Raw genomic sequence first — 23083 nt, 5'->3', positions numbered from 1 at the left:
CTCAGGCCCCGCGACGCCCCGTCCGCGCGACCTGCTCGAGGAGGTCGCCGAGCGCCTCCGCCGACCTGTCCCAGTCGTACTCGGCGGCCCGGGCGATGCACGCCGCCGACCGCCGCCGCCACTCGTCCGGGTCCTCCAGCGCGCGCACGGCCGCCGCGAACCCCTCGGCGTCGTCCGGATCCACGTACACCGCCGCGTCGCCGCCGATCTCGCGGAAGATCGGGATGTCGCTCACCACCACGGGCAGGCCGACGCTCATGGCCTCGATGACGGGGATCCCGAACCCCTCGTCCCGGGACGCCGTGAGGAGCGCGGTCGCGCTGCGGAGGACGGACGCGTACTCGCCGTCGCTCGCGCCGTCGCGGAACACGAGCCGCGCCCCGTCCGCGAGCGCCTCCAGCCGCGCGCGCTCCGACGCGCCGATGCGGCTCATCAGGTGCAGCTCGTGCTCGGGGAGGTCGTCGGCGGCGCGCACGAGGGTCTCGACGTTCTTGTAGGGCATGTACGAGCCCATGTAGACGAGCGTGCGCCCGCCGGGCGCGTCGCGCGGCGCGTCCGGGCTGCCGTCGGGCGCGGGCGTCAGGTCGGCCGCGTTCGGCACGACGACCACGGGTCGCGTCGTCAGCCGGTGCGCGCGGATGAGGCCGCGCGTCGTCTCGCTGACCGTCACGATCGCGTCGGCCCGGTCGAGCAGGAGCCGCTGCGGCCACCACGCGAGGTGGAAGGCGCGCCACAGCGCGCGCACGGGCGCGGGCAGGTCCCGCGGCGGGCGCCGGTGCCGGTAGTAGATGAGGTCGTGCAGCGTGAGCACGAGCGGGTAGGTGCGGCCGCGCGAGCCCATGGTCTGCATGGGGCTGTAGACGACGTCGGGCCGCATCCGCGATACGCGCCGCGCGACCCACGGCTCCCGCGGGCCGGTCGGCGAGCTGACCAGCTGCCACGGCAGGTCGGGCAGGAGCGCGAGCTGGCGGTGGTCGCTGATCAGCATGGTCACGTCGAAGCGCGCGCCGAGCCGGGCGACGAGCTCGGCGCCGTAGCGGCTGATCCCGTCGTGCCGGCCGATGCGCGTATACCGGCAGTCGAACACGAGCCTCATGACGCGCTCCCCTCGTCCAGGAACGCGCGGATGGGACCGGCCGCCTCCCGGGGCGTCTCGTAGTGGATGAGGTGCCCGACCCGCGGGATCACCTCGAGCCGGGCGTCGGCGAACAGGCGCTGCAGCCGGTGCTGCGCGGCGACGGGCGTGATGTCGTCGCGCTCGGCCGCGACGAGCAGCACGGGGACGCCCACGCGGGGCGCGTAGGTGCTCGCGTCCGACGACACCGACGCGCGGAACGCCTCCAGCACGACGCGGCGGTCGCTGAACGCGCTGAAGTAGCGGTCGTGCTGGTCGTTGATCCACCGGCGCAGCGACCGGTCGCGCGTCTTCGCCATGGCCTCGCTCATCACGCGGACGATGGCGCGGTTGCGCAGCAGGCCGAAGCCCGCGCGCTCGGGCAGCACGGCCGCGGCGCGGTAGTAGAGCACGGCGAGCCGCGTGAGGATCCCCCGCGGCCCCTCGAGCGCCGGCGCCGCGATCGGGTTCACGAGGATCGCGCGCGGGCTCGGCAGGCCGCCCGCGAGCGCGGCCGAGACGACGATCGACCCGAACGAGTGGCCGAGCACGGTGGCGTCGCGCGTGCCGGTCGCGTCGACGAACGCGCGGAGCCACGCGGAGTAGCCCGCGATGTCGTGGTGCGCCTCGACGAGCGGCGTCGAGTCCCCGAAGCCGGGCAGGTCGGGCGAGAGGATCCGCACCCCCGGCAGCTGCGCGACGACGGGCTCCAGCCCGTGGTGGTCGCCCCGGAACCCGTGCACGACGACGAGCACGAGCGGGGCGTCGGAGGGCCCGTACTCCCACCAGGCGGTGCGGCTCCCGAGGAGGTCGGCGGTGCGGCGGACCACGGGGATGCGGTCGAGCTGGGCGGCGTAGGGCGAGGGGACGGTCATCGGGGACGAGTCTACGAGCGGGAGCGACCCCCGCCCCCGGGCGCGCCGGGCTCCGTCCGCCCGGCCATCCGCGCCTAGAGTTGCGGACGAGCATTCCCGCCCCGAGTCGACGCCCCCGTCGCGCCCATGAGGAGAACCGTGAGCTTCACCGCCCCCATCACCCTGCCCGGCCTCACCCTCGACAAGCAGTGGTACAAGCGCTCGGTGTTCTACGAGGTGATGATCCGCTCCTTCGTCGACTCGAACGGCGACGGCACGGGCGACATCCAGGGGCTCATCTCCAAGCTCGACTACCTGCAGTGGCTCGGCATCGACGGCCTGTGGATCCCGCCCTTCTTCCAGTCGCCGCTCCGTGACGGCGGCTACGACATCAGCGACTACATGTCCGTCCTCCCCGAGTTCGGCACGCTCGACGACTTCAAGGAGCTCGTCACGAAGTCGCACGAGCGCAACATGCGCATCGTCATCGACCTCGTGATGAACCACACCTCCGACCAGCACGAGTGGTTCCAGCAGTCCCGGTCGGACCCCGACGGCCCCTACGGCGACTTCTACGTCTGGAGCGACACCGACGAGAAGTACGAGGACATCCGCGTCATCTTCGTCGACACCGAGGAGTCCAACTGGACCTTCGACCCGGTGCGCCGCCAGTTCTTCTTCCACCGCTTCTTCTCGCACCAGCCCGACCTCAACTTCGACAACCCGAAGGTGCACGAGGCCATCTACGGCGTCATCCGCCACTGGCTCGACATGGGCGTCGACGGCCTGCGCCTCGACGCGATCCCGTACCTCTACGAGACTGAGGAGGGCAACGGCGAGGGCGAGCCCGCGACGCACGAGTTCCTCAAGCGCCTGCGCGCCATGGTCGACGAGGAGTACCCGGGCCGCATCCTCATCGCCGAGGCGAACCAGTGGCCCCGCGAGGTCTCCGCGTTCCTCGGCACCGAGGAGGAGCCCGAGTGCCACATGGCGTTCGATTTCCCGATCATGCCGCGCATCTTCTACTCCCTCCGCTCGCAGACCGCGGACGAGCTGAAGCGGATCATGAGCGAGACGTTCGAGATCCCCGAGGCCGCCGCGTGGGGCGTGTTCCTCCGCAACCACGACGAGCTCACGCTCGAGATGGTGAGCGAGGAGTACCGGCAGGCGATGTACGGCTGGTACGCCTACGACCCGCGCATGCGCGTCAACATCGGCATCCGCCGCCGCCTCGCGCCGCTGCTCGACAACTCGCGCGCCGAGCTCGAGCTCGTGCACGCGCTCCTGTTCTCCCTCCCGGGCAGCCCGTTCCTCTATTACGGGGACGAGATCGGCATGGGCGACAACATCTGGCTGCCGGACCGCGACGCGTCCCGCACGCCCATGCAGTGGACCCCGGACCGCAACGCCGGCTTCTCCACGGCCGACCCGGGCAAGCTCTACCTGCCCGTCGTGCAGTCGCTCGTCTACAACTACGCGCAGATCAACGTGGAGTCGCAGCTCGCCCAGTCGCGCTCGCTGCTGCACTGGGTGCGGAACGTGATCCACGTGCGCAAGGCCCACCCGGTCTTCGGCCAGGGCACCATCCGCGTGCTCCCGACCGACCACGAGAGCGTCCTCGCGTTCGTGCGCTCCTACGAGGGCAGCGGCACGCACTTCGGCGACCGCGCCGAGGACGTGCTGTGCGTCTTCTCGTTCGCGCACAACCCGGTCTCGGTCACCATCGACGCGTCCGACTTCGCCGGCTCCCAGCTCTACGACCTCTTCGGCGGCGGTGTCTTCCCGACCGTCGGCGACGACGGCCGGCTCACGCTGACGCTCGCGACGCAGAGCTTCTACTGGCTGCACATGGGTGCGCCCGCCATCGGCGGTCGCCCGTAGCATCTACAGGATGAGCTCCCGCTGGCACGACACCCTGGCCTCGTTCGACCTCGAGACGACGGGGGTGGACGTCGAGACGGCTCGCATCGTCACGGCGTGCATCGTCGTGCTCGACCCGGAGGGACAGGTCGTCGAACGGCACGACTGGCTCGCGGATCCCGGCGTCGAGATCCCCGCGGGCGCGGCCGCCATCCACGGGGTCACCACGGAGCGCGCCCGGGCCGAGGGCCGCGACGCGGCCGCGGTCGTGCTCGAGATCGTCACCACGATCCGCGACATGTTCTCCCGCGGCCTCGCGCTCGTCGTCTACAACGCGCCCTACGACCTCACGCTCCTCAACCGGGAGGCGGTGCGGCACGGTGTCGAGCCGCTGCGCGACACCGGCCCCGTCATCGACCCGCTCGTCATCGACAAGGCCGTGGACACCTACCGGCGCGGCAAGCGCACGCTGTCCGTCGCGGCCGAGCACTACGGCGTCCGCCTCGACGACGCGCACGACGCCGGCGCGGACGCCATCGCGGCCGGCCGCGTCGCCCAGGCCATCGTCGGGCGCTACGCCGACCAGCTCGACATCCCCGTCCTCGACCTGCACGACCGCCAGGTCGACTGGTCGCGCGCGCAGGCGGAGAGCTTCCAGGACTACATGCGGCGCACGCGGGATCCGGCGTTCACGACCTCGGGCGCCTGGCCCGAGCGTCACGCCGGCAGCTGACGCCGACCGGTGTCGCCCTCCGCGCGAGGGCGGCGCCGGGGACGACGAAGGGCGCCCGGCCGGAGCCGGGCGCCCTTCGTGCTGCAGCGGGAGAGCTGCTACTTCTTGCCGAAGCCCGCGTAGCGCGAGTTGAACTTCTCGACGCGACCGGCGGAGTCCATGATGCGCTGCTTGCCCGTGTAGAACGGGTGGGACTCGCTCGAGATCTCGACGTCGATGACGGGGTAGGTGTTGCCGTCCTCCCACTCGATGGTCTTGGAGCTGCCGACGGTCGAGCGGGTGAGGAACGTCGCACCGGAGGCGAGGTCGCGGAAGACGACGGGGGCGTACTGGGGGTGGATGTCGGTCTTCATCGGGGAGTGTCCTTCGTCGGTTCGATATCGTGCGCGGGAAGCGTGGGTGCCCGGGATGATCACCGGACCAGTGGACGAGCCTACCAGACGGGTGCCGGGAACGGGTCGGCGCGCCGGTGGTGGCGCGTCGACGTCAGGGGCGGACGGCGCGGGCCGTGAACCGGCCGTCGTCGTGGGTGACCTCGAGCGCGAGGCCGAAGGCGCGGCCCAGGTTGTCCGCCGTGATCACGTCCGCGAGCGGCCCGGCCGCGACGACCGCGCCGTCGCGCAGGAGCAGGCCGTGCGTGAATCCCCGCGGGATCTCCTCGACGTGGTGCGTGACCATGACGATGCCGGGCGCCTCGGGCGCCGAGGCGTAGCCGCCGAGAAGCTGCAGGAGCTCCTCGCGGGCGCCGAGGTCGAGGCTCGCGGCCGGCTCGTCGAGGAGCAGCAGCTCGGGGTCGGTCATGATCGAGCGGGCGATCTGCACGCGCTTCTGCTCGCCGTCGCTCAGCGTGCCGAACCGGCGCTGCTCGAGGTGACCGAGGCGCCACTCGGCCAGCACGCGCTGCGCGCGACGCACGTCGATGTCCTCGTAGTCCTCGTTCCAGCGGCCGGTGACCGAGTACGCCGCGGTGAGCACGACATCGAGCACCGTCTCGTCGGCCGGGATGCGGCGTGCCATCGCGGTCGACGCGAAGCCGATGCGCGAGCGCAGCTCGAAGACGTCCACGCGGCCGAGCTCGTGGTCGAGGACCGTCGCGGTGCCCGAGGACGGGTGCGCCATGGCGGAGGCGATCTGCAGCAGGCTCGTCTTCCCCGCGCCGTTCGGCCCGAGGACGACCCAGCGCTCGTCGCCGTCCACCGTCCACTCCACCTGGTCGAGGATGGTCGTCCCGTTCCGGACGAAGGACACTCCGGACAGGGAGAGGACGTGGCTCATGCGCACGAGTCTACCGGCCCGGGCCCCCTGCGCCTCCCGGCCGTGCGGTTCGCCGGGCGGGCCGGAGGGCGCACCCGGGCGGCGCGGTCAGCGCAGGATCGACGCGTAGATCGCCTCGGTCTGGCGGGCGATGCGATCCCAGCCGAACTCGCGCTCGGCGCGGACGCGGCCGGCCTCCCCCATGCGCCGCGCGGCGTCGGGATCCGCGACGACCTCGGTCAGCGCGTCCGCGAGGTCGCGGACGAAGCGCTCGGGATCGGTGGGCGTGCCCGTGCCGTCGGTGGCCTGGTCGATGGGGACGAGGCGGCCGGTGACGCCGTCGTCGACGACCTCGGGGATCCCGCCCGTGGCCGTTCCGACGACGGGCGCGCCGCACGCCATGGCCTCGAGGTTCACGATGCCGAGCGGCTCGTAGACGGACGGGCAGACGAAGACCGTGCCGGCCGTGAGGACGGCGGACAGCTCGCGTCGCGGCAGCAGCCGGTCGATCCACACGACGCCGGAGCGCTCCTCCTGCAGGCCGCGGACGAGGGCCGTGACCTCCTCCATGATCTGGGGGGTGTCGGGCGCGCCCGCGCACAGCACCATCTGCACGTCGGCCGGCAGCAGCGCGGCGGCGCGGAGGAGGTAGGGCAGGCCCTTCTGGCGGGTGATCCGGCCGACGAACACGACCGACGGCCGCGACGGGTCGATGCCGAGCGAGCGCACGAGCTCGTCGTCGTGCACGGGCGACCACGCCTCGAGGTCGATCCCGTTGTAGACCGTGTGCACCCGGGCCTCGTCGAGCGCGGGGTACGAGCGCAGGATGTCGCGCTTCATCCCGTCGCTCACGGCGATGACGGCGTCCGCCGCCTCGTACGCGGTGCGCTCGATCCAGCTGGAGACGCGGTAGCCGCCACCCAGCTGCTCGGCCTTCCACGGGCGCAGCGGCTCGAGGCTGTGCGCCGTGACGACGTGCGGGATCCCGTGCAGCATCGACGCGACGTGCCCCGCGTGGTTGGCGTACCAGGTGTGCGAGTGGACGACGTCGGCGCCCGCGACGTCGCTCGCGATCGCGAGGTCGACGGCCATCGTCTGCAGGGTCGCGTTCGCCTCGCGCAGCTCCGCCGGGACGGGATAGGAGAAGACGCCGGGCTCGTCGCGCGGCGCGCCGAATGCCCGGACGACGACCTCGGTCCTCTGCCTCATGGCCTTGACGAGCTCCGTCACGTGCACGCCGGCACCCCCGTATACCTCGGGCGGGTACTCCTTGGTGATCACGTCTGCTCGCATTGGTCGAACGCTAGTACATGCCCCGACGTGCATCTACGCTGGACCAATGGCATCGAAGAAGATCTTTGGAATCGTGCTCGCCGGCGGCGAGGGCAAGCGCCTCATGCCCCTCACCGCGGACCGGGCGAAGCCCGCCGTCCCGTTCGGCGGGCAGTACCGGCTGATCGACTTCGCGCTCTCCAACCTCATCAACTCCGGTCTCACGCAGATCGTGGTTCTGACGCAGTACAAGTCGCACTCGCTCGACCGTCACGTGTCGCAGACCTGGCGGCTCAACCAGATGCTCAACTCCTACATCGCCTCGGTGCCCGCGCAGCAGCGCCTCGGCAAGCGGTGGTTCAGCGGATCGGCCGACGCGATCCTGCAGAGCCTCAACCTCATCAACGACGAGAAGCCCGACATCGTCGTCGTGGTGGGCGCCGACCACGTGTACCGCATGGACTTCAGCCAGATGATCGAGGCGCACATCGCCTCCGGGCACGGCGCGACGGTCGCGGCGATCCGCCAGCCGATCGAGCTCGCCGACCAGTTCGGCGTCATCGACGTGGATCCCGCGAACCCGTACCAGATCCGCGCCTTCCTCGAGAAGCCGAAGGATCCGCAGGGCCTCGACGACTCCCCCGGCGAGGTGCTCGCGTCCATGGGCAACTACGTCTTCGACACCGACCAGCTCATCGACGCGGTGCGGCGCGACGGCGAGAACGCGGAGTCCGCGCACGACATGGGCGGCGACATCGTGCCGTGGTTCGTGGAGCAGGGCAACGCCGGCGTCTACGACCTCAACCGCAACGAGGTGCCCGGCGCCAACGACCGCGACCGCTACTACTGGCGCGACGTCGGCACCATCGAGTCGTTCTTCGACGCGCACCAGGACCTCATCTCGGCCCTGCCCGTGTTCAACCTCTACAACAAGGACTGGCCGATCTTCAGCCAGCAGCTCAACAGCCCCCCGGCGAAGTTCGTCCGCGACGCGCAGGGGAACACGGGCACCATGATCGACTCGATCACCTCGCTCGGCGGGGTGATCAGCGGCGCCCACGTCGAGCGCAGCGTGCTGGGCCCGTGGGTCATCGCGGAGTCGGGCGCGCGCATCGTCGACAGCATCGTGTTCGACAAGGTCCACATCGGGGCGGGCGCCACCGTCACGCGCGCCATCCTCGACAAGGACGTCGAGGTCGAGCCCGGCGCCACGGTCGGCGTCGACCACGACCGCGACCGCGCGCGGGGCTTCACCGTGACCGACGGCGGCATCACCGTCGTGGGCAAGGGCGTGCGCGTCACCCCGTGAGCGCCGTCCTCCCGGTGACGCTGGCCGCACGGTCGGTGTCGCCCGCCCCCCGCTCCCTCCCGCGCATGCTCGTGGTGCTCGACGTGGACTCGACCCTCATCGAGGACGAGGCGATCGAGCTGCTGGCGGCCGAGGCCGGCTCGCTCGACGAGGTCGCCGCGGTCACCGACCGGGCGATGCGCGGCGAGCTGGACTTCGCGGAGAGCCTCCGCTCGCGGGTCGCCACGCTGGCCGGGCTGCCGACCACGGTGCACGCCGCCGTCGGGGCACGGATCCGCGTCACCCCCGGGGCCGAGCGCATGATCGCCGGGCTGCACGAGGCGGGCCACGTCGTGGCGGTCGTGTCGGGCGGCTTCCACGAGCTGCTGGACCCGCTGGCCGAGCGCCTCGGGCTCGACCTCTGGCGCGCCAACCGCCTGGAGACGGCCGAGGGACGGCTCACGGGGCGCGTCACGGGGCCGGTCATCGACGCAGCCGCCAAGCGCGCCGCCGTCGAGGAGTGGAGCGCCGGGCTCGGCATCCCGCTCGCCCGCGTCGTGGCGGTGGGCGACGGCGCCAACGACCTCGAGATGATGGCCGCGGTCGGCCTCTCCGTGGCGTTCGACGCGAAGCCCGCTGTCCGCCGACGCGCCGACGTGTGCGTCGACCGCCGTGACCTCGCGCAGGTGCTCGCGCTCCTCGGCCTCCCCCGCTGACCCGGACCCGGACGCGAGATCGGCCCGGGTCAGCCCCGGACGACCGCCCGCGCGATCGCCGCGAGCTGCGCGATGTTGGCGGGCATGCGCTCCCGCTCCGACGGCAGGCTCGCGAGGTGCGTGACGTTGTCGAGGTACGCCAGGAAGATGAACGCGCCGAAGCGCTCGTCCGGGACGCCCGTGCTGCCGCCCGCCGCCGTGTAGGCCCGGTGGAACTGCGCGCGCTGCCGGGGCGCCAGGTACATGATCGCCGCGGCGACGTCGAGGCCGGCCGGCCCCAGCCCGCAGCGGTCGAAGTCGATGACGGAGACGCCGGCGGGCCCCTGGATCAGGTTGCCCGGGTGGTAGTCGCCGTGCACCATGATCGGCGGCCCGGCCTCGGCGAGCGTGGCGCGGAGCTCCGCGATGGCGGCGGCCAGCGCCTCCGCCGTCGACCCGTCGGCCATGATCCCGGGGAAGCCCTCGACGAGGCGCTCGAGACGCGTGGTCGCGTAGTCCGCGTCGTAGCGGCGGCGCTGGCCCGCGAGCGCGACCGCGGCCGGATCCGCGCCGGCCGCATGCAGGGCGGCCAGCGTCTCCGCGAACGGCCCCGCGTCCGAGGAGGCGGGGAGGCTGCTCAGCATCTCCCCGTCGTGCCAGGTGAGCAGGCTCGCGAGGCGGCGCTCGACGCGCTGGCCCGACGCGCCGACCACGGCACGGCGGAGGCCGACCTCGTCGTCGTCGGGGACGGCGACCTCGACGGTCGCCGTCCAGGATCCGGCGCGCGTGCGCTGCGGCCCGGGCACCGAGGGCCAGCCGCGCGCCGCGAGCACGTCGAGCCAGTCGAGCTCCAGGTCGATCTCGTGCTGCTTCCGGCGCGCGACGTGCAGGCGCAGCAGGTACCGGGATCCCCCGTCGACGTCGACGCGGTAGGCGTGGTTGTGCGTGGCCCCCAGCTCGGTGAGCGCGGCGGGACCCACGTCCCAGGCCGCCAGGAGGTCGGACACGACGCGCTCCCCGACGGGCGGGGTCAGTGGCCCATGCCGAGGCCGCCGTCGACCGGGATCACGGCGCCGGAGACGTACGCGGCCTCGTCGGAGGACACCCACGCCACGACGCCCGCGACCTCGGCGGCGGTGCCGTAGCGGCCGGCCGGGATGGACTTCCTGTACTCGGCCGCGGTGGCCTCGGGCAGCTCGGCGGTCATGTCGGTCTCGATGAAGCCGGGGGCGACGACGTTCGCGGTGATGCCCCGGGCGCCGAGCTCGCGCGTGACGGAGCGCGCGAGGCCCACCAGGCCGCTCTTGGACGCCGCGTAGTTGACCTGGCCGCCGGAGCCGTACAGCCCGACGACGCTGGAGATGAGGACGATGCGGCCGAAGCGCGCCTTGAGCATGCCCTTCGAGGCGCGCTTGACGACGCGGAACGCCCCGCCCAGGTTCGTGTCGACGACCTCGGTGAAATCGTCGTCGCTCATGCGCATCATGAGCGTGTCGCGCGTGATCCCGGCGTTCGCGACCACCACCTCAACGGGTCCGTACGCGGCCTCGACCTCGGTGAAGGCGGCGTCGACCGACGCGGCGTCGGTCACGTCGGCGCGCACCGTGAGGCTGCCGTCGGGGCCCTGGCCGGAGCGCGCGGTGACGGCGACGCGGTGGCCGCGGCGCAGCATCTCCTCGGCGATCGCGTACCCGATCCCCCTGTTGCCTCCGGTGACGACGACGGTGCGGGCGGTGCTCATGGGGGACCTTCCATTACGGCTTGGAGGGGGCGTGCGGACGCGGACGAGCCTATCGGTGGCCGGGCGTACCCTGGTCTCGATGGGGAGCGCGTCGCTCCCCCGAAGGACGCCATCCACGCATGCCAGCTCCGCAGCAGTCGGTCACCAGCCTCCCCCGGTCGCCCCAGGAGGATCGCCATGCCCGCATGGTGAAGTACACCATCGCGATGAGCATCCGCATGGTCTGCATCCTGTCCTGCCTCTTCCTCCAGGGCTGGTGGCTGGCCGTCGCCGCCATCGGCGCCATCGTGCTCCCGTACTTCGCCGTCATCCTCGCGAACGTCGGCGGCAACCAGGGCACCGCGGTCGAGCGTCCCGGCGGCGTGGTCGTCGTGTCCGCCCGCCACTCCGGCTTCCCGCCGCCCGCGGAGCCGTACGTGCCGTCCGAACCGTACGTGCCGTCGGAGCCGTTCCAGGCGTCCGAGCCGTTCACCACGCCCGAGCCGTTCACGACCTACGAGACCGGTCGCGGGCCCGGTGCCGCCCCGGACCCCACCGCTCGTCCGACGACCGCGGGCGGACCGACCGCGCCCGACACCCCGACCGACGCGTGAGCGGGCTCGCCTCCTGGGGCCTCGGATCGGCCGGGCCGTCCTCCGACGTCGTCGAGTGCTCGCGCGCCGGCTGCCGCCTCGACGCCGCGTGGCGCGTCGAGTGGCGGAACCCCCGCATCCACGCGGCCGACCGGGTGAAGACGTGGACCGCGTGCGACGAGCACGTGGAGTTCCTGCGCGACTTCCTCGCCGGGCGCGACTTCCCCGTGCGCGTCGCCGGGATCGACGCCCCCGTCGCAGGGGCGATCGCGTGAACCGCTGGCGCTTCGTGCTCAACCGCAGGTGGGCGGGCTATCTGCTCGTCGCCGTCGTCTTCGCCATCGCGTGCGTCCTGCTCAGCCACTGGCAGTTCGCGCGCCGGGACGAGGCCCTCGCCGAGATCGCCAAGGTCGAGGACAACTGGGATCGCGCCGCCCAGCCGGTCGACCAGGTCCTCGCCGACACGTCGGCGTACGTCGACACGCAGAAGTGGACCCCGGTCCGGATGACCGGCACCTACCTGGTGGACCAGCAGCTGCTCGCCCGCAACCGGCCCTTCAACGGCCAGCCCGGCTTCGAGGTCCTCACGCCCCTGCGCCTCGACGACGGCCGCGTGTTCGTGGTCGACCGCGGCTGGGTGCCCATCGGCAACTCGCAGGACTCCCCCGACTCCGTCCCCGCCCCGCCCGCCGGCGAGGTCACGATCACGGCGCGCCTCAAGGCGGGCGAGCCGGAGCTGCCGGGTCGCTCCGCGCCCGAGGGGCAGATCGCGACCGTCAACCTGCCCGACATCGCGGAGCGCGTCGGGTCGCCCACGTTCACGGGCGCCTACGGCCTGCTGATCTCCGAGGACCCCGCACCCGTCGACGCCGCGCCGTTCGCGACGCCGCGTCCCGAGGAGGACGAGGGGCCGCACCTCTCCTACGCGTTCCAGTGGCTGGTGTTCGCCGTCATCGCGTTCGTCGGACTCGGCGTCGCGATCCGCAACGAGTACCGCATCATCAACCAGGACGACCCCGAGGAGCAGGACCGCGAGCGGGGCCGGCAGGCCAAGCGCGCCCGGAAGCAGCCGTCGGACGCGGACGTCGAGGACCGGATCCTCGACGAGGCGCGCTGACCAGGATCAGGCCAGCTCGATGAGGTCCATGTAGTCGGGGCTCCAGTGGTCCTCGGTGCCCTCCGGCATGATGAGGACGCGCTCCGGGTTGAGCGCCTCGACCGCTCCCGAGTCGTGGCTCACGAGCACCACGGCGCCGGAGTACGTGTTGAGCGCGCCGAGGATCTCCTCGCGGCTCGCGGGGTCGAGGTTGTTGGTGGGCTCGTCGAGCAGCAGCACGTTGGCGCCGGACACGACGATCATCGCGAGCGCGAGGCGCGTCTTCTCGCCGCCGGACAGGACGCCGGCGGGCTTCGCCGAGTCGTCGCCCGTGAAGAGGAACGAGCCGAGCACGCGCCGCGCCTCCATCTCCGAGATGTCGGGCGAGGAGGAGACCATGTTCTCCAGCACGCTGCGCTTCACGTCGATCGTCTCGTGCTCCTGCGCGTAGTAGCCGACGCGCAGGCCGTGGCCGGGCTCGAGCTTGCCGGTGTCGGGCTGGTCGACGCCCGCGAGGATCCGCAGCAGGGTCGTCTTGCCCGCGCCGTTGAGGCCGAGGATGACGACCTTGCTGCCGCGGTCGATCGCGAGGTCGACGGCCGTGAAGATCTCGAGCGAGCCGTAGTTCTTGCTGAGGTCGCTCGCCATGAGCGGCGTGCGGCCGCAGGCGACGGGCTCGGGGAAGCGCAGCTTGGCCACGCGGTCGACGGCGCGCGCCTCCTCGAGGCCGGACAGCATCTTCTCCGCGCGCCGCACCATCTGGTGGGCGGCGGCGGCCTTGGACGCCTTGGCGCCGAACTTCGCAGCCTGCAGCTGGAGGACGCCCGCCTTCTTCTCGACGTTGGCGCGCTCCTTCTTGCGGCGCTCCTCGTCGGCGGAGCGCTGGCGCTGGTAGTGCTTCCAGCCCATGTTGTAGATGTCGATGACCATGCGGTTCGCGTCGAGGTAGAAGACGCGGTTCACGGTGTCGCCGACGAGCTCCACGTCGTGGCTGATCACGATCAGCCCGCCCTGGTAGCCCTTGAGGAACTCCCGCAGCCAGGTGACGGAGTCGGCGTCGAGGTGGTTGGTGGGTTCGTCGAGGAGCATCGTGTCGGCGCCGGAGAAGAGGATCCGCGCGAGCTCGATGCGGCGGCGCTGGCCGCCGGAGAGGGTGCTGAGCGGCTGGTCGAGGATCCGGTCCGGGAGGCTCAGGTTGCTCGCGATCGACGCCGCCTCGGCCTCGGCCGCGTACCCGCCGAGCGCGACGAAGCGCTCCTCGAGCCGGCCGTAGTCCTTCATCGCCTTGGCGGAGACCTTGTCGTCCGTGGAGGCCATGTCGATCATCGCCCGCTGCATGTCGAGCGAGAGCGTGCCGAGGCCGCGGGCGTCGAGGATGCGCGTGCGGGCGAGGTCCTCTGGGTTGCCGGAGCGCGGGTCCTGCGGGAGGTAGCCGATCTCGCCGGACCGGTCGATGCGGCCGCCGGTGGGCTGGCCCTCCCCCGCGAGGATCTTGGTGAGCGTCGTCTTGCCGGCGCCGTTGCGGCCGACGAGGCCGATCTTGTCCCCCGGGCTCACCCGGAACGAGACGTCCTCCATGAGGACGCGGGCGCCGACGCGCAGCTCCAGGTCGTGTACAGCGAGCACGGTGAGGGGTCCTTCTGTTGAGCGGATGTCCCACGGTCCGTGGGAGAGGGGCGACCCGCAGCAGAGGGGGTCGAGCCCGGTCGGTCGAGGGCGTCCATCGGACCCGACCGGTCCAGTGTACGAGACGTCGGCGCCGCGGGCCTCCCCGGGCGGGACGGGCGACGCGACGACGGCCCCACCCGGGAGCGGGTGGGGCCGTCGTCGACGAGCGGTGGAGCGGGGATCACATGGAGAAGCCGAGGGCCCGCATCATGTCGCGGCCGTCGTCGGTGATCCGGTCCGGACCCCACGGCGGCATCCACACCCAGTTGATGCGGAACGCGGCCACGACGCCGTCGAGCGCCTCGGCCGTCTGCTCCTCGAGCACGTCGGTGAGCGGGCAGCCCGCCGACGTCAGCGTCATGTGGATGATGAGGGCGTCGTTCTCGTCGTCCCACGCCAGGTCGTAGATGAGGCCGAGGTCGACCACGTTGATCCCGAGCTCGGGATCCATCACGTCCTTGAGCGCCTCCTCGACCTCGTCGAACTTCTGCGGGGTCAGCGTGCTCTGCGTGCTCACGCGTCCACCGTGGTCGAGGGCGCGAGACCCGCAGCCGGGAGGAAGCGGTCGTAGCCCTCCTCCTCGAGCCGGTCGGCCAGCTCGCGGCCGCCCTGCTCGGCGACCCGGCCCGCGACGAAGACGTGCACGAAGTCGGGCTGGATGTAGCGGAGGATGCGCGTGTAGTGCGTGATGAGCAGGAGGCCGAGGCCCGTGTTCGCCTTCGCGCGGTTGACGCCCTCGGAGACGATCTTGAGCGCGTCGACGTCGAGGCCGGAGTCGGTCTCGTCGAGCACCGCGAACTTCGGCTTCAGCAGCTCGAGCTGGAGGACCTCGTTGCGCTTCTTCTCGCCGCCGGAGAAGCCCTCGTTGACGTTGCGCTCGGCGAACGCGGGGTCCATCTTGAGCGCCGCCATGGAGCTGCGGACGTCCTTGATCCAGCCGCGGATGGCCGGGGCCTCGCCGTCGATCGCGGTCTTCGCGGTACGCAGGAAGTTGGTGGTGGTGACGCCGGGGATCTCGACCGGGTACTGCATGGCGAGGAACAGGCCGGCGCGGGCGCGCTCGTCCACCGTCATGTCGAGGACCTCGACGCCGTCGAGCGTGATCGAGCCGGAGTCGACGTGGTACTTGGGGTGACCCGAGATCGTGTACGCGAGGGTGGACTTGCCCGAGCCGTTGGGCCCCATGATCGCGTGGATCTCGCCCTCGTTGATCGTGAGGTCGACGCCCTTGAGGATCTGCTTGCGACCCTGCTCGGTGTCGACGCTGACGTGCAGGTCGGTGATGGTGAGAGTTGACATGCGTGCGGTTCCTCTAGCTCTTCGGGGTGGTGTCGATGTGGATGTCGCCGTCCACGATCGACACGGGGTAGACGGGGACGGGCTCGTAGGCCGGCAGCGTGCGCGGCTTGCCCGTCTCGAGGGAGAACTTGGACCCATGGGCCCAGCACTCCAGGGTGTCGCCCTCGACGAAGCCCTCGGCCAACGAGATGTCGCCATGCGTGCAGGTGTCGCCGATGGCGTGCACCGTGCCCGAGGAGTCCTTGACGAGCGCGATGGCGAGGCCCTCGATCTCGATGCGGAGCGCCTCGTTCTCGCCGAGCTCGTCGACGGCGCAGATGCGGACGGCGGTCATCGTGCGACCTCCGCGGACGGGCTGGCGGCGAGCTCGGCCTCGATGGCGGCCTGGAGCCGCTCCTCGAGGTCGGGGACGCCGATCTGCTGCACGATCTCGCTGAGGAACCCGCGGACGACGAGGCGTCGGGCCTCCTCCTCGGTGATCCCGCGTGCCTGCAGGTAGAACAGCTGCTCGTCGTCGAAGCGGCCCGTGGCGCTCGCGTGGCCGGCGCCGGCGATTTCGCCCGTCTCGATCTCGAGGTTCGGCACCGAGTCGGCGCGGGTCCCGTCCGTGAGGACGAGGTTGCGGTTCTGCTCGTAGCTGTCGGTGCCGGGCGCGGAGCGGCGGATGAGCACGTCGCCGATCCACACGGTGCGCGCGCCCTTCCCCTGCAGCGCCCCCTTGTAGGTGACGCGGCTGCGGGTGTTCGGGGCGTCGTGGTCGACGTACACCTGCTGCTCGAGGTGCTGGCCCGCGTCGGCGAAGTACACGCCGAGCAGCTCGCCGTCGGCGCCCTCGTTCGAGAGGTGCGCCGAGGGGTTGACCCGGACGATGGATCCGCCGAGCGTCACCACCACGTGCTTGAGCTTGGCGTCGCGGCCGACGACCGCCTGGTGGGCGGCCAGGTGGCGCGCCTCCGCGTCCCACTGCTGCACGGTGACGACGGTGAGCTCGGCCTGGTCGCCGACGACGATCTCGACGTTCTCGACGAGGGACGCCGATCCGACGTTGTCGAGGATGACCACGCCGCGGCTGAAGGGCGCCGCGGTGATGACGGTGTGCGCGGCGCGGGGGCTCGACCCGAGCTCGGAGCGGCCGACCGTGACGGTGACGCGCTCCTCCCCCGACACGTCGATGGCGAGCGCCTCGCCGAACGACGACCAGGCGTTGGCCTGGGCGCGGTCCTCGGGAGCGCCTGCGGTGCCGATGCGGGCGTCGTCGCGGGCGATCCAGGTCACGGACGTGCCGGCGGCCTCGGAGCTGGTGACCGGGTAGCGCGCGCCGTCGAGCTCACCCGAGATGAGGTCGTCGAGCCGGCGGACGGGCGTCAGCTTCCAGACGGCCTCACGGCCGGTGACGGCCTCGAACGCCTCGACGTCCGTGGACGTGAAGCGCTCGGAGCGCGTCTGGATGGGGACGGTCGCCCACCCTCCGTCGGTGTGCGCCCGGGCGCCGTGCTGGTCGGCGGGGACGGGGGCTTCTGTGGTGGCGAGTGGGGTCGTCATCTAGCCGACGGATCCTTCCATGCCCATCTCGATGAGCTTGTTGAGTTCGAGCGCGTACTCCATGGGCAGCTCTCGGGCGATGGGCTCGATGAAGCCGCGGACGATCATGGCCATGGCCTCGTCCTCGGGCATGCCCCGGCTCATCAGGTAGAACAGCTGCTCCTCGCTGACGCGCGAGACGGTCGCCTCGTGGCCGAGCTGGACGTCGTCCACCCGGATGTCGATCGCGGGGTACGTGTCGGAGCGGGAGATGGTGTCGACCAGCAGGGCGTCGCAGCGGACGGTGTTGGCGGAGTGGTGGGCGGCCGCGTCCACGCGGATCTCGCCGCGGTAGCCGGCCCGGCCACCGCCGCGCGCGATGGACTTGGAGACGATCGACGACTGCGTGTACGGCGCCATGTGCACCATCTTCGCGCCGGCGTCCTGGTGCTGGCCGGGGCCGGCGAAGGCGACGGACAGGGTCTCGCCCTTGGCGCGCTCGCCCATGAGGTAGATGGACGGGTACTTCATCGTGACCTTGGATCCGATGTTGCCGTCGATCCACTCCATGGTCGCGCCCTCCGCCGCCGTCGCGCGCTTCGTGACGAGGTTGTAGACGTTGTTGGACCAGTTCTGGATGGTCGTGTAGCGGACGCGGGCGTCCTTCTTCACGATGATCTCGACGACCGCGGAGTGCAGCGAGTCGGACTTGTAGATGGGCGCGGTGCAGCCCTCGATGTAGTGGACGTAGCTGCCCTCGTCGGCGATGATCAGCGTCCGCTCGAACTGGCCCATGTTCTCGGTGTTGATGCGGAAGTACGCCTGCAGCGGGATCTCGACGTGGACGCCCTTGGGCACGTACACGAACGAGCCGCCCGACCAGACGGCCGTGTTGAGCGCCGCGAACTTGTTGTCGCCGGCCGGGATGACGGTGCCGAAGTACTCCTTGAAGAGCTCCGGGTGCTCGCGCAGCGCGGTGTCGGTGTCCATGAAGATGACGCCCTGGTCCTCGAGCTCCTTCTGGATGGAGTGGAAGACGACCTCGGACTCGTACTGGGCCGCGACGCCGGAGACCAGGCGCTGCCGCTCGGCCTCGGGGATGCCGAGCCGCTCGTAGGTGTTCTTGATGTCGTCGGGCAGGTCCTCCCACGTCTGGGCCTGCTTCTCCGTGGAGCGCACGAAGTACTTGATGTTGTCGAAGTCGATGCCGGACAGGTCGGCACCCCAGGTCGGCATGGGCTTCTTGCCGAAGAGCTCGTAGCCCTTCATGCGGTTGGCGAGCATCCACTCCGGCTCGTCCTTGCGGCGCGAGATGTCGGCGACGACCTGAGGGGAGATGCCGCGCTTGGCCGACGCCCCGGCGACGTCCGAGTCGGACCAGCCGAACTCGTACTGCCCCAGGCTCTCGAGCTCCGGTCGGTCGATGAGCACATCTGACATGGCTACCTGCTTTCCTGACGATCTGGGCGTATCAGCGCCGTATCGGCATGTACCCCCCGCACGGCGACGCCGCTTCGGTGACGAGAGGAAGACTGTGGGTGTCCGGGATGCGGCGACTTCACGCCTCGCACCCCTCTTAGGATGAACAGGAACGCGGGTGGACTTGTTCCCGCCGTCCTCGCTGACGTGCCGGATGCTGCAAGACCCGACGTGTTCCACGAACCACCCGATTCTACGGGCAATCCAGCGGGCACGGAAGGCAGGCAGTGACTCACGGCACCGATGCGGGGCAGTCTCCCAGTGGGAGCGTGCTAGGTCAGGCCACCCTGGTGGCGAGGAGGCTGCGGGAGCGGCTGCCGGACGGGATCACGCGCACGACGCGGCTCCTCGTCTGGACCACGCTCGTCGTGCAGACGCTCGTCGTCGGCACGGGCGGGCTCGTCCGGCTCACGGGTTCGGGCCTCGGCTGCCCCACGTGGCCGAGGTGCACCGCGGACTCCTTCGTCTCGACGCCGGAGATGGGCGTGCACGGCATCATCGAGTTCGGCAACCGCCTGCTCACCTTCCTGCTGGTGATCGTCGCGCTCGCCACCTTCCTCGCCGTCGTCCGGCTCCGGAACCGCGGGCGCGGGCTGTTCTCGATCGCGCTCGCCATCGGCCTGGGCATCCCCGCGCAGGGCGTCATCGGCGGCATCACCGTGCTGACCGGGCTGAACCCCTACGTCGTGGGCCTGCACTTCGTCGTGTCGGTGGTGCTCGTCGTGCTGTCGACCGTCCTCGTCTGGCGCACCTACCACCCGCTCGACGAGGCCGAGCGCTCGGTCCCGTCCTCGTTCGTGGTCCTCGCGCGCATCACCTCGGTCGTCGTGGGCGTCACGATCCTGGTCGGCATCGTCGTCACCGGATCCGGCCCCCACGCGGGCGACCAGGGGGCGGCGCGCAACGGGCTCGACCCGGAGCTGCTGCAGCACGTCCACAGCTGGCCGGCCTACACGACCTTCGCCCTCACGATCGCCCTCGTGGTCATCGCCGCCCGCAACAGGTGGACGGCCGTCTCCCGCTGGACCCGGGTGCTGCTCGCGGTCGAGCTCGCGCAGATCGCCGTGGGCCTCATCCAGGCGCGCACGGGCCTGCCCGAGTTCCTCGTCGGGCTCCACATGGTGCTGGCGTGCCTGCTGGCGTCCGCGATGACGGCGACGCTGCTGAGCACCACGCGACGCGCCGACACGCTCCGGCTCACGCCCGCGGAGGTGCGGCGCTCCGCCCACGTGGGCTGATCCCCGTCCGTCCCGTCGACGCCCGCCCGAGCAGCGCTCGCGGCGGGCGTCGTCGCGTGGGGCGGGGCGCCGGCGGCATCCGCGGCATCCGCGGCGTCCTCAAGATCGGCTCGAGATCGGCTCGAGATCGGCTCGCGCGCCGCCGCCGTCAGGCGGACCGGCGCACGATCCCGCGGATCAGAAGGGCAGGAGCGGGTCGATGCCGACCGCGAGGAACAGCAGCGAGAGGTACGAGATGGACGCGTGGAATACGCGCATCGGCTTGATGGTCTCGTGCCGCACCGCGAGGTCGTACAGGCGGTGCGTCTCGTAGACGAACCAGCCGCCGCCCGCGAGCGCGGCGAGCGTGTAGACGAGGCCCATGCCCGCGACGGGGATGAGCAGCAGCGAGCAGGCGAGCGTGGCCCACGCGTAGAGGATCGTCTGCAGGCCGACGGCCGCCCGACCCCGGACGACGGCGAGCATCGGCACGTTGACCGACGCGTAGTCGTCGCGGTACTTCATCGACAGGGGCCAGTAGTGCGGCGGCGTCCACAGGAACACGATCATGAAGAGGATCACGGGGGCCCAGGAGATGTCGCCGGTGACGGCGGCCCAGCCGATGAGCACGGGCATGCAGCCGGCCGCACCGCCCCAAACGATGTTCTGCGGCGTGCGGCGCTTCAGCCACAGCGTGTAGACGAAGACGTAGAAGAGGATCGCGGCGAGCGAGAGCGCGGCGGCGAGCCAGTTGGAGATGACGCCGAGCCACACGATGCTCGCGACGCCGATGATCCAGGCGAAGACGAGGGCCTCGCGGTCCGTCAGCTCCCCCGTCACCAGGGGGCGGCGCTGCGTGCGCTTCATGACGCGGTCGATGTCGCGGTCGATGTAGCAGTTGAAGGCGTTGGCGCTGCCCGCGCTGAGCGTGCCGCCCACGAGGACGCCGAGGATCAGCCACGGGTTCGGCCACCCGCCCTGGGCGAGGATCATGACGGGCGCGGTGGTCACGAGCAGGAGCTCGATGACGCGCGGCTTCGTCAGTGCGACGTACGCCTTGGTCTTCCTCGCCACGCCGATCGTCTCCCGATCGACCCGACTCTGCACCGCAACGTTCATCGCACCTCTAACTCGCCGGACATTCCCTCCCCATGGTAGGCCACGCCCCCTGCGAGCCGAGCCGCCGGGGCCCGTCGGGGCGGGCTCGGAACACCTGGGCCGAGGTGGGTGTTCCCTATACTGATAGGCGGTCCGGCTGGGCCTCCCCCCATCTTCAGAAGGGCTAGAACCAAGTGGCAGCATTGCAATGGGACCCCATCGACAGCACAGCGGTCGACACCGCGCGAATCCTCGCCGCCGACGCGGTCGAGAAGGTCGGAAACGGTCACCCCGGCACCGCCATGAGCCTGGCCCCGGCGGCCTACCTCCTGTTCCAGAAGGTCATGCGCCGCGACCCGTCCGACAGCACCTGGATCGGTCGTGACCGGTTCATCCTCTCGGTGGGCCACAGCTCGCTCACGCAGTACACGCAGTTCTTCCTCGGCGGCTACGGCCTCGAGATCGAGGACCTCCAGGCACTCCGCACGTGGGAGTCCAAGACCCCGGGCCACCCCGAGTACGGCCACACCGACGGCGTCGAGATCACCACGGGCCCCCTCGGCCAGGGCCTCGCCTCCTCCGTCGGCTTCGCCTACGCCGCCCGCTACGAGCGCGGCCTGTTCGACCCGGAGACGCCCGCGGGCGAGAGCCCGTTCGACCACTTCGTGTACGTGATCGCCGGCGACGGCGACATGCAGGAGGGCATCACCTCCGAGGCCTCCTCCCTCGCGGGGCACCAGGAGCTCGGCAACCTCATCGCGATCTACGACAGCAACCAGATCTCCATCGAGGACGACACGGACATCGCCTTCACCGAGGACGTGGCCGCGCGCTACGAGGCCTACGGCTGGCACGTGCAGCACGTCGACTGGAAGAAGACGGGCGAGTACGTCGAGGACGTGCAGGAGCTGTTCGACGCCCTCGAGGCCGCCAAGGCCGAGACGCGCAAGCCGTCGCTGATCATCCTCAAGACGATCATCGGCTGGCCCTCCCCGAAGAAGCAGAACTCGGGCAAGATCCACGGCTCGGCGCTCGGCGCCGAGGAGCTCGCCGCCGTCAAGCAGATCGTCGGCTTCGACCCCGAGAAGAGCTTCGAGGTGCCGGACGGCGTCCTCGAGCACACCCGCCAGGCCGTCGAGCGCGGCCAGCAGCAGCACCGTGAGTGGGACGAGAAGCTCGCCGCGTGGGCCGAGGCGAACCCGGAGCGCAAGACGCTCCTCGACCGCGTCCTCGCGGGCGACGCCCCCGAGGGCCTCGACGAGGCGCTCCCCGTGTTCCCCGCGGGCAAGGACGTCTCGACGCGCGCCGCGTCCGGCAAGGTCATCAACGCCATCGCCGAGGTCATGCCCGAGCTGTGGGGCGGCTCCGCCGACCTCGCGGAGTCGAACAACACGACCATCGAGTCGGCGCCGTCCTTCGTCCCCGCCGAGCGCTCGACCGACATGTGGAAGGGCGACCCCTACGGCCGCGTCCTCCACTTCGGCATCCGCGAGCACGCCATGGGCGCGATCCTCAACGGCATCGTCCTCCACGGCAACACCCGCCCCTTCGGCGGCACGTTCCTCATCTTCAGCGACTACATGCGCCCGGCGGTCCGTCTCGCCGCGCTCATGAAGGCGCCGTCGATCTTCGTCTGGACGCACGACTCGGTCGCCCTCGGCGGCGACGGGCCGACGCACCAGCCGGTGGAGCAGCTCGCCAGCCTCCGCGCGATCCCGGGCCTCGACGTCATCCGCCCCGCGGACGCCAACGAGACCGCGCAGGCGTGGAAGACCATCCTCACGCGTCGCATGGGACCCGCCGGCCTCGCGCTCTCGCGCCAGAACCTGCCGGTCGTCGAGCGCGGCACGGGCGACGCCACCGCGACCGAGTACGCGTCGGCCGCCGGCGTGGCCAAGGGCGCGTACGTCCTGGCGGACACCGAGGGCACGCCCGACGTGATCCTCATCGCCACGGGCTCCGAGGTCCAGTTCGCCCTCGAGGCGCGCGAGGCGCTCGCGTCCGAGGGAGTGAAGGCGCGCGTCGTCAGCGCCCCGAGCCTCGAGTGGTTCGAGGAGCAGGACGCCGCGTACAAGGAGCACGTGCTCCCCGAGGCGGTCGCCGCGCGCGTCTCCGTCGAGGCGGGCATCTCGCTCTCCTGGAAGCAGTACGTCGGGCACCACGGCCGCAGCATCTCGATCGAGCACTTCGGCGCCAGCGCCGAGTACGAGGTCCTGTACCGCGAGTTCGGCATCACCACGGAGGCCGTCGTGAAGGCGGCCAAGGAGTCCATCGCCTCCCTCTAGAAGCTGACGAGGAGCGGGGCGGCCGAGCTGCTCCGCT

General features: G+C 71.3%; 23 protein-coding genes. 9 read left to right on the top strand and 14 right to left on the bottom strand.

The annotated features are described in order from the left end of the window. Position 1: 1 nt before the first annotated feature. Together ITJ44_RS00720 and ITJ44_RS00715 are read right to left on the bottom strand one after the other, a co-directional pair. Positions 2-1096 carry a glycosyltransferase family 1 protein gene (locus tag ITJ44_RS00720; RefSeq protein ID WP_194632887.1) on the bottom strand — a complete coding sequence of 365 codons (1095 nt, stop codon included), beginning with the start codon at positions 1094-1096 and terminating at the stop codon, positions 2-4. Beyond that, positions 1093-1989 (bottom strand): alpha/beta fold hydrolase, encoded by an 897-nt coding sequence (locus ITJ44_RS00715; protein ID WP_194632886.1) that lies wholly within the window; start codon positions 1987-1989, stop codon positions 1093-1095. The genes ITJ44_RS00720 and ITJ44_RS00715 overlap by 4 nt, the downstream gene beginning before the upstream one ends. Before the next feature lie 126 nt (positions 1990-2115). Here ITJ44_RS00715 and treS point away from each other — a divergent pair, with 126 nt between their 5' ends. Both treS and ITJ44_RS00705 read left to right on the top strand, forming a co-directional pair. Further along, a complete protein-coding gene (treS, locus tag ITJ44_RS00710; protein ID WP_174239530.1) occupies positions 2116-3849 on the top strand; it encodes a maltose alpha-D-glucosyltransferase in 1734 nt (577 codons plus the stop codon). 10 nt (positions 3850-3859) lie between these two features. Continuing rightward, complete coding sequence (locus ITJ44_RS00705) at positions 3860-4561, top strand: 3'-5' exonuclease (RefSeq protein ID WP_194632885.1); 702 nt, start codon at positions 3860-3862, stop codon at positions 4559-4561. Positions 4562-4659: 98 nt separating this feature from the next. Here the strand turns inward: ITJ44_RS00705 and ITJ44_RS00700 are convergent, their stop codons facing one another. The 3 genes from ITJ44_RS00700 to glgA all read right to left on the bottom strand — a co-directional run bounded on the left by ITJ44_RS00700 (position 4660) and on the right by glgA (position 7108). Then, on the bottom strand, positions 4660-4914 hold the full coding sequence (locus ITJ44_RS00700) for a type B 50S ribosomal protein L31 (protein ID WP_015490388.1): 255 nt from the start codon (positions 4912-4914) through the stop codon (positions 4660-4662). Between the two features lie 133 nt (positions 4915-5047). Further along, complete coding sequence (locus tag ITJ44_RS00695; protein ID WP_194632884.1) at positions 5048-5836, bottom strand: ABC transporter ATP-binding protein; 789 nt, start codon at positions 5834-5836, stop codon at positions 5048-5050. A gap of 87 nt (positions 5837-5923) precedes the next feature. Continuing rightward, complete coding sequence (gene glgA, locus ITJ44_RS00690) at positions 5924-7108, bottom strand: glycogen synthase (RefSeq protein WP_194632883.1); 1185 nt, start codon at positions 7106-7108, stop codon at positions 5924-5926. Between the two features lie 46 nt (positions 7109-7154). Between glgA and ITJ44_RS00685 the strand changes: the two genes are divergently transcribed. Next, positions 7155-8396, top strand: a complete 1242-nt coding sequence (locus ITJ44_RS00685; protein WP_194632882.1) for a glucose-1-phosphate adenylyltransferase — start codon at positions 7155-7157, stop codon at positions 8394-8396. Further along, the gene (serB, locus tag ITJ44_RS00680) at positions 8393-9091 is read left to right on the top strand and encodes a phosphoserine phosphatase SerB (protein WP_194632881.1); all 699 of its coding nucleotides are present in this window, start codon (positions 8393-8395) and stop codon (positions 9089-9091) included. Before ITJ44_RS00685 ends, serB begins: the two co-directional genes overlap by 4 nt. Positions 9092-9120: 29 nt before the next feature. Here serB and ITJ44_RS00675 read toward each other — a convergent pair whose 3' ends face one another. Both ITJ44_RS00675 and fabG read right to left on the bottom strand, forming a co-directional pair. Continuing rightward, positions 9121-10077, bottom strand: coding sequence for an aminoglycoside phosphotransferase family protein (locus ITJ44_RS00675; protein WP_194632880.1), 957 nt, complete (start codon positions 10075-10077; stop codon positions 9121-9123). 23 nt (positions 10078-10100) lie between these two features. After that, positions 10101-10811: a 3-oxoacyl-ACP reductase FabG gene (gene fabG, locus ITJ44_RS00670; RefSeq protein ID WP_194632879.1), complete on the bottom strand. Its 711-nt coding sequence runs from the start codon at positions 10809-10811 to the stop codon at positions 10101-10103. A gap of 119 nt (positions 10812-10930) precedes the next feature. On the opposite strand from fabG, the gene ITJ44_RS00665 reads away from it, so the two are divergent. The 3 genes from ITJ44_RS00665 to ITJ44_RS00655 are packed head-to-tail and all read left to right on the top strand — an operon-like array spanning position 10931 to position 12500. Continuing rightward, complete coding sequence (locus ITJ44_RS00665) at positions 10931-11404, top strand: DUF3099 domain-containing protein (protein WP_194632878.1); 474 nt, start codon at positions 10931-10933, stop codon at positions 11402-11404. After that, a complete protein-coding gene (locus ITJ44_RS00660) occupies positions 11401-11658 on the top strand; it encodes a hypothetical protein (protein WP_194632877.1) in 258 nt (85 codons plus the stop codon). Before ITJ44_RS00665 ends, ITJ44_RS00660 begins: the two co-directional genes overlap by 4 nt. Further along, positions 11655-12500, top strand: a complete 846-nt coding sequence (locus tag ITJ44_RS00655) for an SURF1 family protein (RefSeq protein WP_194632876.1) — start codon at positions 11655-11657, stop codon at positions 12498-12500. Before ITJ44_RS00660 ends, ITJ44_RS00655 begins: the two co-directional genes overlap by 4 nt. 6 nt (positions 12501-12506) lie before the next feature. On the opposite strand, the gene ITJ44_RS00650 is transcribed toward ITJ44_RS00655, so the two are convergent. The 6 genes from ITJ44_RS00650 to sufB form a co-directional block, all read right to left on the bottom strand. Beyond that, on the bottom strand, positions 12507-14105 hold the full coding sequence (locus ITJ44_RS00650) for an ABC-F family ATP-binding cassette domain-containing protein (protein ID WP_194632875.1): 1599 nt from the start codon (positions 14103-14105) through the stop codon (positions 12507-12509). A 223-nt stretch (positions 14106-14328) separates the two neighbouring features. Further along, positions 14329-14664, bottom strand: a complete 336-nt coding sequence (locus ITJ44_RS00645; RefSeq protein ID WP_012299299.1) for a metal-sulfur cluster assembly factor — start codon at positions 14662-14664, stop codon at positions 14329-14331. Next, on the bottom strand, positions 14661-15446 hold the full coding sequence (gene sufC / locus ITJ44_RS00640; RefSeq protein ID WP_194632874.1) for a Fe-S cluster assembly ATPase SufC: 786 nt from the start codon (positions 15444-15446) through the stop codon (positions 14661-14663). The genes ITJ44_RS00645 and sufC overlap by 4 nt, the downstream gene beginning before the upstream one ends. Positions 15447-15459: 13 nt before the next feature. Further along, a complete protein-coding gene (locus ITJ44_RS00635; protein ID WP_045528105.1) occupies positions 15460-15780 on the bottom strand; it encodes a non-heme iron oxygenase ferredoxin subunit in 321 nt (106 codons plus the stop codon). Next, on the bottom strand, positions 15777-16988 hold the full coding sequence (gene sufD, locus ITJ44_RS00630; RefSeq protein WP_194632873.1) for a Fe-S cluster assembly protein SufD: 1212 nt from the start codon (positions 16986-16988) through the stop codon (positions 15777-15779). Before sufD ends, ITJ44_RS00635 begins: the two co-directional genes overlap by 4 nt. Further along, entirely contained in the window at positions 16989-18407 is a 1419-nt protein-coding gene (gene sufB / locus ITJ44_RS00625) for a Fe-S cluster assembly protein SufB (RefSeq protein WP_045528109.1), read from the bottom strand. Positions 18408-18673: 266 nt separating this feature from the next. Here sufB and ITJ44_RS00620 point away from each other — a divergent pair, with 266 nt between their 5' ends. Beyond that, on the top strand, positions 18674-19684 hold the full coding sequence (locus ITJ44_RS00620) for a COX15/CtaA family protein (RefSeq protein ID WP_194632872.1): 1011 nt from the start codon (positions 18674-18676) through the stop codon (positions 19682-19684). A 177-nt stretch (positions 19685-19861) separates the two neighbouring features. Here ITJ44_RS00620 and ITJ44_RS00615 read toward each other — a convergent pair whose 3' ends face one another. Beyond that, a complete protein-coding gene (locus tag ITJ44_RS00615; RefSeq protein WP_194632871.1) occupies positions 19862-20782 on the bottom strand; it encodes a heme o synthase in 921 nt (306 codons plus the stop codon). 173 nt (positions 20783-20955) lie between these two features. Here ITJ44_RS00615 and tkt point away from each other — a divergent pair, with 173 nt between their 5' ends. Continuing rightward, a complete protein-coding gene (tkt, locus tag ITJ44_RS00610) occupies positions 20956-23046 on the top strand; it encodes a transketolase (protein ID WP_194632870.1) in 2091 nt (696 codons plus the stop codon). The last annotated feature ends 37 nt before the right edge of the window (positions 23047-23083 follow it).

This window comes from Clavibacter sp. VKM Ac-2873 (assembly GCF_015351075.1).
In the GTDB taxonomy this organism is placed as follows: domain Bacteria; phylum Actinomycetota; class Actinomycetes; order Actinomycetales; family Microbacteriaceae; genus Clavibacter.
The sequence above is the reverse complement of the archived record's forward strand: the minus strand, read 5'-3'. Positions and strand labels throughout refer to the sequence as shown.

Excerpts from the sequence above, each read along its gene's own strand:
- ITJ44_RS00720 (WP_194632887.1), bottom strand. The coding sequence starts at position 1,096 with ATGAGGCTCGTGTTCGACTGCCGGTATACGCGCATCGGCCGGCACGAC.
- ITJ44_RS00685 (WP_194632882.1), top strand. The coding sequence starts at position 7,155 with ATGGCATCGAAGAAGATCTTTGGAATCGTGCTCGCCGGCGGCGAGGGC.
- ITJ44_RS00665 (WP_194632878.1), top strand. The coding sequence starts at position 10,931 with ATGCCAGCTCCGCAGCAGTCGGTCACCAGCCTCCCCCGGTCGCCCCAG.
- ITJ44_RS00705 (WP_194632885.1), top strand. The coding sequence starts at position 3,860 with ATGAGCTCCCGCTGGCACGACACCCTGGCCTCGTTCGACCTCGAGACG.
- ITJ44_RS00695 (WP_194632884.1), bottom strand. The coding sequence starts at position 5,836 with ATGAGCCACGTCCTCTCCCTGTCCGGAGTGTCCTTCGTCCGGAACGGG.
- fabG (WP_194632879.1), bottom strand. The coding sequence starts at position 10,811 with ATGAGCACCGCCCGCACCGTCGTCGTCACCGGAGGCAACAGGGGGATC.
- sufD (WP_194632873.1), bottom strand. The coding sequence starts at position 16,988 with ATGACGACCCCACTCGCCACCACAGAAGCCCCCGTCCCCGCCGACCAG.
- ITJ44_RS00715 (WP_194632886.1), bottom strand. The coding sequence starts at position 1,989 with ATGACCGTCCCCTCGCCCTACGCCGCCCAGCTCGACCGCATCCCCGTG.
- ITJ44_RS00615 (WP_194632871.1), bottom strand. The coding sequence starts at position 20,782 with ATGAACGTTGCGGTGCAGAGTCGGGTCGATCGGGAGACGATCGGCGTG.
- glgA (WP_194632883.1), bottom strand. The coding sequence starts at position 7,108 with ATGCGAGCAGACGTGATCACCAAGGAGTACCCGCCCGAGGTATACGGG.
- sufC (WP_194632874.1), bottom strand. The coding sequence starts at position 15,446 with ATGTCAACTCTCACCATCACCGACCTGCACGTCAGCGTCGACACCGAG.
- sufB (WP_045528109.1), bottom strand. The coding sequence starts at position 18,407 with ATGTCAGATGTGCTCATCGACCGACCGGAGCTCGAGAGCCTGGGGCAG.
- treS (WP_174239530.1), top strand. The coding sequence starts at position 2,116 with ATGAGGAGAACCGTGAGCTTCACCGCCCCCATCACCCTGCCCGGCCTC.
- ITJ44_RS00635 (WP_045528105.1), bottom strand. The coding sequence starts at position 15,780 with ATGACCGCCGTCCGCATCTGCGCCGTCGACGAGCTCGGCGAGAACGAG.
- ITJ44_RS00700 (WP_015490388.1), bottom strand. The coding sequence starts at position 4,914 with ATGAAGACCGACATCCACCCCCAGTACGCCCCCGTCGTCTTCCGCGAC.